Consider the following 13,862-nt stretch of genomic DNA (forward strand, 5'->3'; position numbering starts at 1 on the left):
CGAAAGGGTAAGGGATGGCGCGACCAGTTGGGAAGAGATATGATCATCCTTTTGACGGGGATGCCCCTCGGGTAACGCCCTCGCGCATTCGCAGGCTTAGCCGTGAAGCGCAGGTGCAGCTGATCGCACAATGGTTTTATTCACTCCATGAAGACCCTGCCAATGAAACACCTTACAATGGTAGGGAAGGTGGCTATCTATATATCCATGGCGGCCCCTACGATGCACGTGAGGCAATTGAGAATGAATTTATCGATTACGTTGATGCTGAAATCATTGGCCGTGCAATCGACGAGGTAGAAAGTGATGGAACGGTCGAGTGGGCGCCAAGTTTCCTTCATCCAGACCGAATTGCCTATGACGAGGAGGCCATTGCTTCACTGGAACCCGACGAGTTCGATCACCCGGCCAGCACCCGGGGCATCTTTACTGCTAATCATGCATTGCGCGCGGAACGAAATAGAGATCCGGTTGCTGACCATGACCAGATCGATGCGCGGTTAGAGCGTGGAGCCCGTACATCTTTTGGTACCAGTTATGACAGGGCTGTTCGGCTAACAGTCCAATCATATGCGGCAGATCTCCGGGCGCTTCTCTCAAAAGCAGAAACAAAGCCGGTAAAGCATGGAGGAATTGGCCACAACCAGCCGCCTTCAGATATCGAGCTTGAGGAGGAGCAGAAGGTAGGTCTGAAGGCTGCGGTAGAGGCCATCAGTGAAGAGCTTGTCCATGAACGGCCAGATGTTCGGAAAGTGTCACGCGCAGCGCGTGTTCTTCAATCCATCGGTCGATGGGTGGCCAAGAAGCTCGACATTAGCTTGGAAGCTTTCCTGAAAGGTATGTTTGGCGCTCTTGGTATCAGTGCCGCTGGCACGCTTACAGCTGTCGGAATATACGGTGTTGATGCCATCATTCACCAGACTATGGCTCTATATCACTCTGTTATTGACTGGCTCAACGCAGTCGTCTTGCCTTTTTGACGCCTTCAAAATCTGGTGTCAGATTATCCTGATAGGCTGGGTTATCTGTCAGGTTTTATCATCACTGTGGTTCGAGGCATCCTCGTAAACGTTTACAGCAGGCTTTAGTTTCAAGCAAGTTGACGCAAGAACTAAGTCCGTAAACTGAAGCTCAAGTAGTTTGGTTTTCCGATTGATGCTGCCACATTATTTTTTAACTCACTTCAAATTCTTTGAGTCGACAAGAAAATCTAGAATCTTATCGCTAGTTTTGAGCAGGAAAAGTGGTGGGTGTTAGTTAACTCTAAGCAACGCACCGTGGGTCTGAATGACCCTGGCTGAAAGGGCCTGACCCTTCGCAATCGCATCCTCGGTCGTGCTGTTGGCAAACCGCGCTGCCAGAAAGGCCGCGTTAAAGGAATCACCGGCACCGGTGGCGTCGACAACGTTTGAAACGTTTGGTGTTTCAAGGCTTGCCGCCTGACCATCTTTCAGAAACGTGCAGGCCTTGCTGCCATTCTTAACGATAACCTCGGCAACCCCGAGATCGCGATAGCGCAGTACCGTCTCTTCCGGGGACGCATCACCAAACAGGCTTGCCTCGTCATCAAAGCTTGGCAGCACGATACTGGATCGTTTGGCCACATCCGTGATCACCTGCTTGCAGGTCTCCCGGTCTTCCCAAAGGGCTGGGCGAATGTTGGGATCAAAGACGATCCGGGTTTTGGCTGGCAATTGCCCAAGCAGCTCGGTCAAGGCTGCGCGGCGATCTGGCGACAGGATCGCCAGGGTGATGCCAGACAGATACAGCACATCTGCATCAGTAAAAGCCGATGCCAGCCGTGAAGTGTCATCGGCCATCCGTCGTGCAGCAGAATTTTCACGCCAGTATGTAAAGAACCGGTCACCATCTTCCTGCCCGATAAGGTAAAGACCCGGACGTTTTCCGGTAATAACCTGAATATCGTCGGTCTCAATCCCGGCGTCGCGGATGAAGGTCGATATCTGCCCGGAATAGCGATCATCGCCAAGGGCGGTGACATAACTCACGTGCCAGTCATCTGCATCGGTCGCATTTCGGAAATGCCAGGCGGTGTTTAACGTATCGCCGGCAATGCCCATTTTCCAATGGCCGCCGGTACCGTCACTGCCGCCAGCCATTTCGATCATGCATTCGCCGCAGGAAACAAACCGCTTTGCCGTCATGAGTTCAGCTCTTGCGCAATCGCGTGATCCGCACCTTCGGAAAGCAACAGCGTCAAACGGGCAATCACCGAAGCCCGCCAGACGGCACTTTCCTTAAGGCCGTCGGGCATCCAGCCTTGCAGGTTTGCCAGCCGGTCATAGATCTCGACTGCACCCTGTTCGTCGCCAAGGGTGGTGACAATGTCATCTGCGCGCGGATCGTTAAGGGTTTGCGCGGCGTCACCCGGTTTCGCACCATTGATCCATGTGCGCATGACGGCAAGCCAGGCGGCAAAGCACAGCGCAAACGTGCCAAGCTGTTCCGGTGCATTCAGCATCTGCAAGGCGGGCGCGAAAATGCGCTGCGGCAGTTTTTCTGTGCCATCCATGGCGATCTGGCGGGTTTCGTGGGCAATTTCCGGGTTGCGGAAACGATCCACCAGTTCGGCGCCGTAGTCGGCAAAATCAATGCCCGGCAGGGGTGTCATCGACGCGGCGGCATTTTCCATATGCCGTGCGACGAGTTTGGCAAACATGTCATTTGCCATCGCATCACGGACATAACGATACCCGCCCAGCTGTCCGACATAGGCAATCAGTGAATGACTGCCATTAAGCATCCGAAGCTTCATCAGCTCATAGGGCTCGACGTCCTTTACAAGGATGGCGCCGGCTTGTTCCCATGCCGGGCGTCCATCGGGGAAGTCATCCTCGATCACCCATTGCGAAAACGGTTCGGTTTCGATGGCGGCCGGGTCGTCATGACCGATCAGGCGTTTGGCATCGGCAAAGGTTTGTTCCGTTGCGGCCGGCGTGATCCGATCGACCATGGTCGAGGGGAAGGACACATTTTCACCGACCCATTGACCCAGATCCGCATCGATCTGTGTCGCGAAATCAATCACGCCATCGCGCAGCAGATGGCCATTGGCCGGCAGGTTGTCGCACGAAACGATGGTAAAGGGCCGCAGGCCAGCATCCTTGCGGCGTTTAAGTCCGGCCACCAGAATGCCTACCAGCCCCGATGGGGCAGAAGGATTTTCCAGATCGTGTTTGATGGCAGGATGGTCGTGCTGCACCTTTCCCGAAACGCGATCAATCCCATAGGCCTTCTCTGTCACCGTAATGGTCACGATCCGGATCGCCGGATTGGCAAGGGCGGAAATAACCGGAGCCACATCGCGCGCCGCCGCGATGGCGCGCGTCATGCTGGTAATCTTGCGCGCCTTCGGCCCATCGGCATGGCGTTCGATCACCGTAAAGGCACAGCCTTGTGCATTGAGCGCATCGACAATTTCCGTGCTGCGCAGGCTGACACCGATAATGTGCCAGTCACCGTTAAGTGTGGCCATCGCGTCGTGCGTATAGACCGCCTGATGGGCACGATGGAACGCGCCGATGCCGATATGCACGATACCGGCACCTTCCAACGGCAGGTCCGTTTCCCGGTCTGATGCATCGGAATGTGTCATTGCCTACTCCGCAAGCTGGTCAAGTCGTGCTGAAAGGGCGGTCATCACGCCGCGCAGCTCGGCCAGGCCCTTCAGGCGGCCAATTGCCGGATAGCCCGGCTGTCCCTTGCGATTAAGATCATCAAGAATGTCCTGACCGTGATCCGGGCGCATCGGAATGTTCCAGTCGTCCCGGCCTGCGGCTTTGCGGCGGGCTTCCTCGCGCAGGATCTGCTCGATCAGGGCGACCATGTCGGTATCACCGCCCAAATGCTCGGCTTCATGGAAGCTGCATGGCAGGCCGGCACTTTCGCGCGTGGTGTTGCGCAGATGAATGAAATGCACCCGTTCGCCCCAACGTTTCATCATGCCCGGCAAATCGTTGCCCGGATGCACGCCAAGCGATCCGGAACACAGGGTAATACCGTTTTCAGGAATATCGACCGCCTTCATGACAAAGGCGTAATCGGCCTCGGTCGACATGATGCGCGGCAGACCCAAAAGCGCAAAGGGCGGATCATCCGGATGGCAGCACATGCGAATGCCGACTTCACGGGCGACCGGCACAACTTCCTCAAGGAAGGCAACCAGATTGGCGCGCAGCGTATCGGCATCAATCTCGGCATAGGTGGCAAGAAGCCCGCGCAAATCTTCAAGCGACAGGTTCTCAACCGAGCCGGGCAGGCCAAAGGCAACGGTGCGTTCAAGTTCTTCGCGGCGCGCAGCAGGCATCTCGGCAAAGCGGGCCTTGGCGGCCGTAATGGTCTCAGTCGGGTAATCCTTTTCCGCACCGGGACGGGCCAGAATGAAAAGATCAAACGCGACAAAATCGGTCAGGTCAAAGCGCATGCAGGTAGCACCATTTGACAGGCGCCAATTCAGATGCGTGCGCGTCCAGTCGAGAACCGGCATGAAGTTGTAGCAAACAATCCTGATCCCGGAATCGGCCAGATTGCGCAGGCTTTCCTTATAGGCCGCGATATGGTCGCGCCACGGGCCAACCTGGCGTTTGATGGCTTCGGAAACCGGAAGACTTTCAACCACATCCCATGTCAGACCCGATGGTGAGCCGTCCTGCATGGTGGCGATTTCGCGATGGCGTTTGGCAATTTCATCAGGGGTCCAGACAGCGCCGCTGGCAATGTGATGAAGGGCGGAAACAACGCCATGCGCCCCGGCCTGGCAAATATCGTCAATGCTGACCAGATCGCGCGGGCCGAACCATCTCCAGGTTTGTTTCATGTAATTCTCTCTGTATTGGCGTGGTGTGTTCGACACCGACTATAACAAGTGTGAACAGTATCATGCGACAATTATGTTGACTAGTATGGTAGTATGCATTAACGATCAGGAAAGCAAGGAGAGATTGATGGATGATCCTCAACTCAAGGACTGGGAAATTTCTCATGATCAGGCGGTCGGGCCGCAGATCCATCGCATCATTCGCGAGCGGATTGTCTGCACCGATCTGCTGCCCGGTGTCCGTCTTTCCGAAGCCGAACTTGCCAAACATTTCAATGTCAGCCGCCAGCCCGTCCGCGAAGCTTTCATAAAGCTCGCCGATCAGGGCCTGCTTGAGGTCCGCCCCCAACGCGGAACCTATGTGCGCAAAATCTCGGTAGCAGCCGTTCTTGACGCCCGCTTTGTGCGCGAAGCGATCGAGGCCGACATTGCCCGCTTTGTTGCCAAGGAACCCGATAGCGACTTTATCGCCCGTCTTGAACAGCTGATTGTTGATCAGCGCAAGGCGATGCAGGGCGACGCCCAGTGGTTCCTCAAACTTGATCATGACTTCCATCGTTGCCTGGCCGAAGCAGCCGGCAAGACCTATGCCTGGAAGGTGGTCGAAGATGTCCGCGCCCAGCTCGACCGGGTGCGTTACCTCAGCTACTTCCAGTTCCCGATGGATGAAATCATCGAACAACATGTCCGAATTGTTTCCGCAATCGCCAATCGTGATTGTGAAGCAGCCAGCGCGGCCATGCGCGAGCACCTTCGTGAAATCCTGCATGCGCTGCCTGATATTGCCCGCTCCAGATCGGAGCTATTTGACGACGCCAGTTCCGCGTTGTCGTCCTGAGGCATCAACCGAACAGGGAGGAAACGATGCTTAAAAAAACGACCAAGAAACTGATTTTCGCCGGCGTAGCCGCCATGATGATGAGCACTTCTGCCATTGCAGCCGAAGTGACGCTCAAGCTTGGCCACCTCGCCAATGAACAGAATGCCTGGCACAAGGCTGCCGTGAAATTCGGGGAAGAAGTCTCTGCCCTGACCGATGGCCGTGTCGAAGTACAAGTTTTCCCCAACGAAACGCTCGGTAAGGAAATCGACCTGATCAACGGCATGCAGCTGGGTTCGGTCGATATGACCATTACCGGTGAAAGCCTGCAGAACTGGGCGCCGATGGCAGCCCTTCTGGCAGTGCCGTATGCCTATCCGACCCTTGAAGACATGGACGCTGTCGCAAGTGGCGAAATTGGCGAGCAGATCTCCCAGCAGATCATCGAAAAGGCCCGCATCCGTCCGATCGCCTACTTTGCCCGTGGTCCGCGTAACCTGACCTCGAACCGCGAAATCAAAAGCCCGGATGACCTTAATGGTCTGAAGCTGCGTGTGCCGAACGTGCCGCTGTTCGTTGATGTCTGGAAAACCCTTGGCGCACAGCCGACCCCGATGGCATTCTCCGAAGTCTTTACCTCGCTTCAGGCCGGCACTATCGATGCCCAGGAAAACCCGCTGGCGCTGATCGATTCTGCAAGCTTCAACGAAGTGCAGAAATTCGTAAACAAGACCGAGCATGTCCGTTCGTGGATTTACCTCACCATCTCCGAACTGACCTGGGCCAAACTGTCTGACGAAGACAAGGACGCCGTCATGGAAGCAGCAAAACGCGCCCAGGAATATGAGCGTGGCCTGTTTGTTGCTGACGAAGAGCGCCTGACCCAGACGCTTCAGTCCAAGGGCATGACCTTTGTCGAAGTCGACACAGCGGCCTTTGCACAGAAAGCAAAAGATGCTGTGTTGGCAAACGTCTCCGACGAAATCCGTCCGATCGTCGAAGACCTGTTCGCACGCTGATTACTGCCGGTTCGGCCGCCTTTGTGCGGCCGAACCTTTCTCGACGGGGAAGTTAAAGTGCTTTCTGCCAGACTATATGCCTTGCTGATTTCAATATGCCGGATCGGAACCGGGACGGCCTTTTGCGTCCTGATCGCAACCGTTCTGATCCAGGTGTTTTCAAGAACCTTTCTGACCAGCTCACCGGTCTGGACCGAAGAACTGACGCGGCATTCCTTGCTGTTTCTGGCGGCCTTCGGGGCCGGCTTGTCGTTTCGCAATGGTGAAATGGTCAATGTCGATATGGTTTGTGAAATGCAGTCCCCGCGGGTGCAACGCATCCTGATGTTCGTCGCCGCAGCGCTGACGGCAATTTTCGCGCTGATGCTGCTGTCGCCGGCCTGGATGTTTGTTTCGATCGGATCGCTTCAAACCTCGCCGACATTGGGTGTGCGGATGGATTTCATCCATGCCACCGCTTTCATTCTTTTGGCCGTTCTTGCCCTTTTCGCCGTGCTGCGCATGATCCGGATCATCACCGGTAAATCTGACGGCAAACCCGAAGATACCTCGAAGGACCTTCCATGAGCCTCGCAGTTTTACTTGGTGTTTTTGTCTTAGGCCTGATCATCGGCCTGCCGGTTGCGGTAACGCTTGGCCTTTCATCCCTGTGCTATTTGCTGCTTGAAGGCATCCCGCTTGTCGTGATCCCGCAAAAGCTGTTTGCCGGGATGGATGTGTTTGTTCTTTTGTGTATTCCGGGCTTCATTCTTGCCGGCAACCTGATGAATGGCGGCGGCATTACGCCGCGTATTGTGCGCTTTGCCAATGCGCTGGTGGGCTGGATGCGCGGTGGCCTTGGCCTGACCAACGTCACCGGCTCGATGCTGTTTGGCGGCATTTCCGGAACCGCGGTTGCCGATGCGGCGTCAATTGGCGGCATGATGATTCCGGGCATGGTGCGTGCCGGTTACACCCCGGCCTTCTCGGCCGCTGTAACTGCGGCATCCTCGACCGTCGGTCCGATCATTCCACCAAGCATGCCGATGATCATTGTCGGTGCGCTTTCGGGTGTGTCGGTTGGCAAAATGTTCATCGCCGGTGCCATTCCGGGCATCCTGATGGGCCTGGCGATGATGGTCACCTGCTACATTCTGGCTGTCCGGCGCAATTTCCCGCATCAACCCTGGCAGGGCTTTGGCGAACTGGGGCAGTCCTTTATCGGTGCGTTCTGGGCGCTGGCAATGACCGGCCTGATTGTCGGCGGTTTGCTTACCGGGATTGCCACCCCGACCGAAACGGCGGTGATCGCAAGTCTCTATGCCCTGATCGTTGGTTGCTTTGTGTATCGTGAATTGCCGCTGCGCAAGGTGCCGAAAATCATCATCGACAGTGCCGTGACGGCTGCGGCGATCCTGGCACTGGTCGGTCTGGCCAACGTGTTTGGCTGGATTCTGGTATCCGAACGCATTCCGGAAATGATTTCCAATGCGGTTCTTTCGGTCACCGACAACAAATATGTCGTGATCCTTCTGATCAATCTGGTGTTGCTCATCGTCGGCATGTTCATGGAAACGATTGCCGCCCTGATCATTCTGTTTGTCCCGCTTCTGACATTGGCAACCAATGTCGGTGTCGACCCCATTCATTTTGCGGTCTTTGCGGTGCTTAATCTGATGATCGGTCTGACGACGCCGCCGGTCGGGATCTGCATGTTTATCTGTGCCAACATTGCCAAGGCACCGGTAACAAGCGTGATCCGCGCGCTGGTGCCGTTCCTTCTGACCAACATCCTGATCCTGTTCCTTGTTTCCTATGTTCCGGCGCTGTCAACCTGGCTGCCGTCCCTGATGGAGTAAATCATGCAAACACGTGTTTGCCGCCTGTATGGCCAAGACGATCTGCGGATCGAAACCGAAGCAACCACCGATCCGGTCGGCGATGAAATCCTGATCCGTGTCGGGGCGGGTGGTGTCTGTGGCTCGGACATGCATTACTATTTCGAAGGCGGCATCGGTCAGATCCGCGTGCGCGAACCGATCATCCTCGGTCACGAGGCGGCCGGAACAATCGTCGCCCTTGGCCCGGATGTCACCGGCTTTTCGGTTGGCCAAAATGTCGCGATCAATCCAAGCCACCCGTGTGGCACCTGCAAATATTGCCAGCAGGATCTGCAACAGCATTGCCTGAACATGAAGTTCTTCGGCTCAGCCATGCCGATGCCCCATATTCAGGGTGCATTCCGTGATCTGGTCAACGTGCGTCAGGGGCAATGCTATCCGATTGCCGATAGCACCGATATCGGCCGTGCGGCCTGCGCAGAACCGCTTGCGGTGTGTCTGCATGCTGTGGCGCGTGCTGGGAATCTCAGCGGTAAAAAGGTCCTTATCACCGGGGCCGGCCCGATCGGCAGCCTGTGTGCCGCGGCGGCAAAACGCGCCGCGGCAACTGAAATCGTTGTCACCGACTTACAGGACTTTGCCCTTGGCGTGGCGCGCAAAATGGGCGCAACCCACACCATCAATATTGCAACGGCGGGGGATGAGCTGACGGCCTATGAACGCGACAAGGGGCATTTCGATGTCTGCCTTGAATGTTCGGCAGCACCAGCAGCACTGCGCACCGCGATCAGCACGCTGCGTCCGCAAGGCATTCTTGTTCAGGTAGGTGTTGCTGGTGAAATGCCGGTTCCGTTCAACCCGTTGGTTGCCAAGGAAATCACCGTTACCGGGACGTTCCGTTTCCATACGGAATTTGGCGATGCCGTGCGGATGATTGATAGCGGCGAGATCGATGTCGCGCCGGTCATCACCCAGACCTATGCGCTCGAAACCGCCAAAGAGGCATTTGATATCGCCCGTGACCGCAGCAAATCGGTCAAGGTACAGCTGTCTTTCGCCAGCTGATCTTCGCCGCTGATGATGCGGCCTGTAAATTTGGCGCAGCACGATTTTTGATCGCGCTGCGCCAATGCTTTTTCAGATCACAGCATGCCTTCGGACTTGGCCCATTCAAGTGCACGATCAAGCGCACGGCCAAGACGGGCGTGGATTTCACGCACATCGTCTTCGGTCACGATTAGCGGCGGGCAAAGTGCGACCGTGTCATAGACATTGCGGACAATAAGCCCCTCTTCGGCGGCAAGGGCCACGACCTTGGCGGCGACCGCACCCGGTTTGCCAAATGGCTGTTTGGTTTTCTTGTCCGCCATCTCAAGGCCGGCAATCAAACCAACACCACGGATTTCACCAATCAGCGGATGATCAGAGAAGGCTCGCAAACCGTCCTGGAACATCGGCTCCAGACGTTTGGCATTGCCCATCAGATCGCGTTCCTGAATGATCTTGAGGTTTTCCAAACCGACCGCACAGGAAACCGGATGGCCGGTTGCGGTAAAGCCATGGCCGAAATTGCCAAGCTTGGCAGTGTTATCGGCAATCGCGTTATAGACCTTGTCATTCACCACGATCGCGGCGAGCGGCATATAGGATGAGGTCAGCTGTTTGGAGGTCACAAGAATGTCTGGCGTGAAGCCATATTTCTCGCAGCCAAAACGCTCCCCGGTGCGGCCAAAGCCGTTAATGACCTCGTCCGACACCAGCAGGATGTCATACTTGCGGCAAATCTCGGCAACACCCGGCCAGTAACCTTCCGGCGGGGTCATCACGCCACCGGCACCCATCACCGGCTCGCCAATGAAGCCTGCAATGGTGTCCGGACCTTCGGCAAGAATGGTGTCTTCAAGTTCCTTCAAAAGGCGTGCGGTAAAGTCTGCTTCGGTTTCGCCTTCCTCGCCATAGCGCCAGTAATGCGGGCAGGTAAGGTGGGTTACCGGAATGGCCGGCAGGTCAAAGTCCTTCTGGTTGCCGGCAAGACCGGTCAGCGAACCCGATGCAATGGTAATCCCGTGATAGGCCTTGGTGCGCGACAGGAACTTCTTCTTCTTCGTACGACCCAAACCGTTATTCAGGAACCACGCCATTTTGACGACGGTGTCGTTGGCTTCCGAGCCGGAGTTGGTAAAGAACACTCGGTTCAGGCCTTCGGGCGTCATTTCAACCAGCTTCTCGGCCAGACGGATCGACGGCTCATGCGCCTTGTGCGCAAAGCTGTGATAATACGGAAGACGCTTGAGCTGCGCATAAGCAGCATCGGCCAGACGGGTTTCGGAAAAACCAACGGCAACCGACCACAGGCCAGCCAACCCTTCGATATATTCCTTGCCTTCGCTGTCGGTGACGCGCGCGCCATTGCCCTCGGTCATGATCATCGGGCCCTTTTCCTCATGCAGGCGCATGTTGGTATAGGGATGCATCGAGTGGGCGATGTCCGACATGTGGAGCGAATTCGGCCGATGGTTCATGTGAAACTCCCGTTTAAATGAGGATGCCCGTATCTGGGGCGGCCATTGTTTGGTGCATGTTACTTGGTAGTGGCGAAACGCGCTATCGGTGGCTTTACATAGCGCGGCTTAATTGGGCTCAAGGACAGGTATCTTTGCCCCCAGATAGCCCGAAAGGAAAGAACTCAGTGACGTGGTAAGTGCCGGCGACAAATAACCGCCTTCCTGCACGATCACTGTCGGATAGCCCGCCGCGGCGATTTTCTCACCGGCCGTGCGCAATCCATCCCAGGATATTTTCATCCCCATCAACGGATCGTCTTCATGGGTATCAAGACCAAGGCTCAGGACCAGTGCATCGGGTTTGAACGCATCAATGCGGGCAAGGGCGGTGTCGATAGCTGAAAGCCAGACGGCATCGGTGGTGGTGCGAGGCAGGGGGATATTAAGGTTATAGCCGGTCCCGGCACCGCTGCCGGTTTCCCCGGCAAAGCCGGTAAAGAACGGGTAATAGTCCGTGGGGTCAGCATGGATCGATACCGTCAGGACATCATCACGCTCATAGAAAATATCCTGCGTGCCGTTGCCGTGATGGACATCAATATCAAGTGTCGCTACCCGATCATGCTTACTGCGCAACCGTGCGGCGGCAATCGCCGAATTGTTCAAAAGACAATGACCGGCAGCAATTTCGGCACTGGTGTGATGCCCCGCCGGACGACACAGCGCATAGGCATTGGCATCGCCATTTAAAACCGCGTCGGTGGCGGCAACCGCGCAATCAGCCGCGCGCACAGCCGCCCGCCAGCTATGCTCGCCAATTGGCGCGGATGTATCGCCCATGTGCCAACCGGCACGGCCCACGATGGTTTCGGGATAGGACGCGGTGGTGGTGCGAGGGAAGACATTGGGCACGACTTCCGGCCCGGCATCGGGCAGCTTCTGCCACTCGGTCCAGGCGGTTTCAAGGAAGCCCAGAAACCGTTTGGTGTGAACGGCTTCGAGTGCGGCACGTGGGGCAGGTGCCGGGGCAGTTACGGAAAGCGACAGCGCATCAAGTCCGGCAAGAAGAAGCCTTGCACGTTCGGCCTGTTCGGCATTGCGCTGGAGCTTGCCATGGGTCAGTCGAAACAGCGGATCATGCGTTTCGGTCTCGGGGGCGTAGAAGCATTTCATATCGAAGTCTTACCTTCTTCGAGGAGGCGGAACTGTTTGGTGACGATGCGTTGCGCCTCGGAAAGGTGGTAGCGGATGGCCTCAATAGCCTGGTTGGTATCCTGCGCACGAAGTGCCTCAAGGATCGGTTCGTGGGTTTCGGCGATCCGGGTCGGATCATCATAAAGCTGCCCGATCAGCATGATGCTGAACTCGGTCTCGATGGCGATCTGTTCGAAAACAGTCAGGAATTTCGGGTTGCCGCTGCCCGTACACATCAGCCGGTGAAACTGCATGTCGGCTTCGACCTGGGTAAAGATATCGGTGTCTTCAATCGCAACCCGATGCAGCTCGCGCACCTGCGCAGAAAGCATCTTGTCGGTTTCTTCCGTCCAGTTTTGCACCAGCCGCACAATCACTGCGGTCTCAATCGCCAGCCGCAACTCATACAGATCATCAAGTGCCTTGGCCGAAACCTGACGGACGAAAAAGCCCCGGTTGGGTTCGGATGTCACAAGGCCTGAGCTTTCAAGCAACCGTGCCGCTTCGCGAACCGGCGCGCGGCTGACGCCCAATTCGCGGGCAACAACCGATTCGGATAACCGTGCCCCAGGGGCAAGCTGTCCACTGATGATCGCTTTGCTCAGCAGTTTGGCGACGCGCTGTACGAGTCCTTCACGATCAAGCTGTTGGAAGCCGGAAGATGGCTGTGTTTCTGTCATGTACGACCCTGAAAAAGATGTGTCTGGGTTCTATGTGGGAAGCGCGAAAACAATGCCAAACGAATTAGCATGATGAGATCAGTCTAGGGAACGAATTGTAGATTGTCGACAATTTACTTGACTGTGCACGGATGATCCCGCAGCCTTGAACAAATCAAAAAAGACAACACGAATACGAAAGGGCGGCATCAATGCGTGATGGTGCGAGTGGGCAATCGGTTTCTCAAATTCGACGCGATCTGGCGGCGGCCTATCGGCTGATTGCGCTCGAAGGCATGGATGACGGGATCTACACCCATATTTCGGCACGCCTTCCTTCCGGGCCGGGCGGTGAACAGCGCTTCCTGCTGAACCCCTATGGCCTTCGCTTTGACGAGGTCACGGCGGCCAATCTGGTCACGGTCGATGAAACCGGTGCCGTGATCGACGATCCCTATGGCGCGGGTGTTAATGCGGCGGGCTTCACCATTCATTCGGCGGTCCACATGGCGCGTCACGACGCGGCGTGCGTTTTGCACACCCATACTGTCGCGGGCGTTGCTGTTTCCTCAAACAAGGAAGGCCTGCTGCCGCTTAATCAGTGGTCGGCACAGTTCTATGACCGTATCGCCTTCCATGATTACGAGGGCATTGCGCTAAACCTTGAAGAACGCGCACGCATCGTTGCCGATCTCGGTGACAAATCGGTCATGCTTTTGCGCAATCACGGCACGTTGTTGCTGGGCCGGTCCGTGGCCGAGGCCGTCAAACTGGCGCTTAATCTTGAACGGTCCTGCAAGGCGCAGGTTGCGGCCCTTGGCATGGGGCTGACGCCGGTTGTCCTGTCGCACGAGGTCGCAGAACACACCGCTGGCCAGTACCAATCGATGTACGACTCCTTTGAAAACAAGGGCAAATCAGACCCGGAATGGGCGGCCCAACTCCGCAGGCTCGAGGTCAGCGCACCGGGTTACCTCGGGTAATCCAGCGCCCGAAGCCGCAATTGCTG

Annotated in this window: 13 protein-coding genes; 7 read left to right on the forward strand and 6 right to left on the reverse strand. The window is 56.3% G+C overall.

Features of this window, described 5'->3' with window-relative positions:
* The first annotated feature begins 14 nt into the window (after positions 1 to 14).
* Entirely contained in the window at positions 15 to 980 is a 966-nt protein-coding gene (locus UF64_RS18725) for a hypothetical protein (protein ID WP_044830123.1), read from the forward strand.
* 273 nt (positions 981 to 1,253) lie between these two features.
* Here UF64_RS18725 and UF64_RS18730 read toward each other — a convergent pair whose 3' ends face one another.
* The 3 genes from UF64_RS18730 to uxuA are packed head-to-tail and all read right to left on the reverse strand — an operon-like array spanning position 1,254 to position 4,837.
* Positions 1,254 to 2,165, reverse strand: coding sequence for a sugar kinase (locus UF64_RS18730; protein ID WP_044830124.1), 912 nt, complete (start codon positions 2,163 to 2,165; stop codon positions 1,254 to 1,256).
* Positions 2,162 to 3,616, reverse strand: a complete 1,455-nt coding sequence (locus UF64_RS18735) for a mannitol dehydrogenase family protein (protein ID WP_044830125.1) — start codon at positions 3,614 to 3,616, stop codon at positions 2,162 to 2,164. The genes UF64_RS18730 and UF64_RS18735 overlap by 4 nt, the downstream gene beginning before the upstream one ends.
* A 3-nt stretch (positions 3,617 to 3,619) precedes the next feature.
* Positions 3,620 to 4,837 (reverse strand): mannonate dehydratase, encoded by a 1,218-nt coding sequence (gene uxuA, locus UF64_RS18740; RefSeq protein WP_044830126.1) that lies wholly within the window; start codon positions 4,835 to 4,837, stop codon positions 3,620 to 3,622.
* 127 nt (positions 4,838 to 4,964) lie between these two features.
* On the opposite strand from uxuA, the gene UF64_RS18745 reads away from it, so the two are divergent.
* The 5 genes from UF64_RS18745 to UF64_RS18765 are packed head-to-tail and all read left to right on the forward strand — an operon-like array spanning position 4,965 to position 9,561.
* Entirely contained in the window at positions 4,965 to 5,675 is a 711-nt protein-coding gene (locus UF64_RS18745) for a GntR family transcriptional regulator (protein ID WP_044830127.1), read from the forward strand.
* A 26-nt stretch (positions 5,676 to 5,701) separates the two neighbouring features.
* Positions 5,702 to 6,676: a TRAP transporter substrate-binding protein gene (locus UF64_RS18750; RefSeq protein ID WP_044830128.1), complete on the forward strand. Its 975-nt coding sequence runs from the start codon at positions 5,702 to 5,704 to the stop codon at positions 6,674 to 6,676.
* Between the two features lie 57 nt (positions 6,677 to 6,733).
* Complete coding sequence (locus UF64_RS18755) at positions 6,734 to 7,243, forward strand: TRAP transporter small permease (RefSeq protein ID WP_044830129.1); 510 nt, start codon at positions 6,734 to 6,736, stop codon at positions 7,241 to 7,243.
* Positions 7,240 to 8,514, forward strand: a complete 1,275-nt coding sequence (locus UF64_RS18760) for a TRAP transporter large permease (RefSeq protein ID WP_044830130.1) — start codon at positions 7,240 to 7,242, stop codon at positions 8,512 to 8,514. The genes UF64_RS18755 and UF64_RS18760 overlap by 4 nt, the downstream gene beginning before the upstream one ends.
* Before the next feature lie 3 nt (positions 8,515 to 8,517).
* Complete coding sequence (locus UF64_RS18765; RefSeq protein ID WP_044830131.1) at positions 8,518 to 9,561, forward strand: L-idonate 5-dehydrogenase; 1,044 nt, start codon at positions 8,518 to 8,520, stop codon at positions 9,559 to 9,561.
* 77 nt (positions 9,562 to 9,638) lie between these two features.
* Here the strand turns inward: UF64_RS18765 and UF64_RS18770 are convergent, their stop codons facing one another.
* The 3 genes from UF64_RS18770 to UF64_RS18780 all read right to left on the reverse strand — a co-directional run bounded on the left by UF64_RS18770 (position 9,639) and on the right by UF64_RS18780 (position 12,874).
* Positions 9,639 to 11,018: an aspartate aminotransferase family protein gene (locus UF64_RS18770; protein ID WP_044830132.1), complete on the reverse strand. Its 1,380-nt coding sequence runs from the start codon at positions 11,016 to 11,018 to the stop codon at positions 9,639 to 9,641.
* 108 nt (positions 11,019 to 11,126) lie between these two features.
* Positions 11,127 to 12,173, reverse strand: a complete 1,047-nt coding sequence (locus UF64_RS18775) for a histone deacetylase family protein (protein ID WP_044830133.1) — start codon at positions 12,171 to 12,173, stop codon at positions 11,127 to 11,129.
* A complete protein-coding gene (locus UF64_RS18780) occupies positions 12,170 to 12,874 on the reverse strand; it encodes a GntR family transcriptional regulator (protein ID WP_044830134.1) in 705 nt (234 codons plus the stop codon). Before UF64_RS18780 ends, UF64_RS18775 begins: the two co-directional genes overlap by 4 nt.
* Positions 12,875 to 13,065: 191 nt before the next feature.
* On the opposite strand from UF64_RS18780, the gene UF64_RS18785 reads away from it, so the two are divergent.
* Positions 13,066 to 13,836 carry a class II aldolase/adducin family protein gene (locus tag UF64_RS18785; protein WP_044830135.1) on the forward strand — a complete coding sequence of 257 codons (771 nt, stop codon included), beginning with the start codon at positions 13,066 to 13,068 and terminating at the stop codon, positions 13,834 to 13,836.
* Positions 13,837 to 13,862: the final 26 nt, after the last annotated feature.

It is taken from the genome of Thalassospira sp. HJ (assembly GCF_000948415.1).
In the GTDB taxonomy this organism is placed as follows: domain Bacteria; phylum Pseudomonadota; class Alphaproteobacteria; order Rhodospirillales; family Thalassospiraceae; genus Thalassospira.

Coding starts and splice junctions, on each gene's coding strand:
- UF64_RS18725 (WP_044830123.1), top strand. CDS start 15: ATGGCGCGACCAGTTGGGAAGAGATATGATCATCCTTTTGACGGGGAT.
- UF64_RS18730 (WP_044830124.1), bottom strand. CDS start 2,165: ATGACGGCAAAGCGGTTTGTTTCCTGCGGCGAATGCATGATCGAAATG.
- UF64_RS18735 (WP_044830125.1), bottom strand. CDS start 3,616: ATGACACATTCCGATGCATCAGACCGGGAAACGGACCTGCCGTTGGAA.
- uxuA (WP_044830126.1), bottom strand. CDS start 4,837: ATGAAACAAACCTGGAGATGGTTCGGCCCGCGCGATCTGGTCAGCATT.
- UF64_RS18745 (WP_044830127.1), top strand. CDS start 4,965: ATGGATGATCCTCAACTCAAGGACTGGGAAATTTCTCATGATCAGGCG.
- UF64_RS18750 (WP_044830128.1), top strand. CDS start 5,702: ATGCTTAAAAAAACGACCAAGAAACTGATTTTCGCCGGCGTAGCCGCC.
- UF64_RS18760 (WP_044830130.1), top strand. CDS start 7,240: ATGAGCCTCGCAGTTTTACTTGGTGTTTTTGTCTTAGGCCTGATCATC.
- UF64_RS18765 (WP_044830131.1), top strand. CDS start 8,518: ATGCAAACACGTGTTTGCCGCCTGTATGGCCAAGACGATCTGCGGATC.
- UF64_RS18770 (WP_044830132.1), bottom strand. CDS start 11,018: ATGAACCATCGGCCGAATTCGCTCCACATGTCGGACATCGCCCACTCG.
- UF64_RS18775 (WP_044830133.1), bottom strand. CDS start 12,173: ATGAAATGCTTCTACGCCCCCGAGACCGAAACGCATGATCCGCTGTTT.
- UF64_RS18780 (WP_044830134.1), bottom strand. CDS start 12,874: ATGACAGAAACACAGCCATCTTCCGGCTTCCAACAGCTTGATCGTGAA.
- UF64_RS18785 (WP_044830135.1), top strand. CDS start 13,066: ATGCGTGATGGTGCGAGTGGGCAATCGGTTTCTCAAATTCGACGCGAT.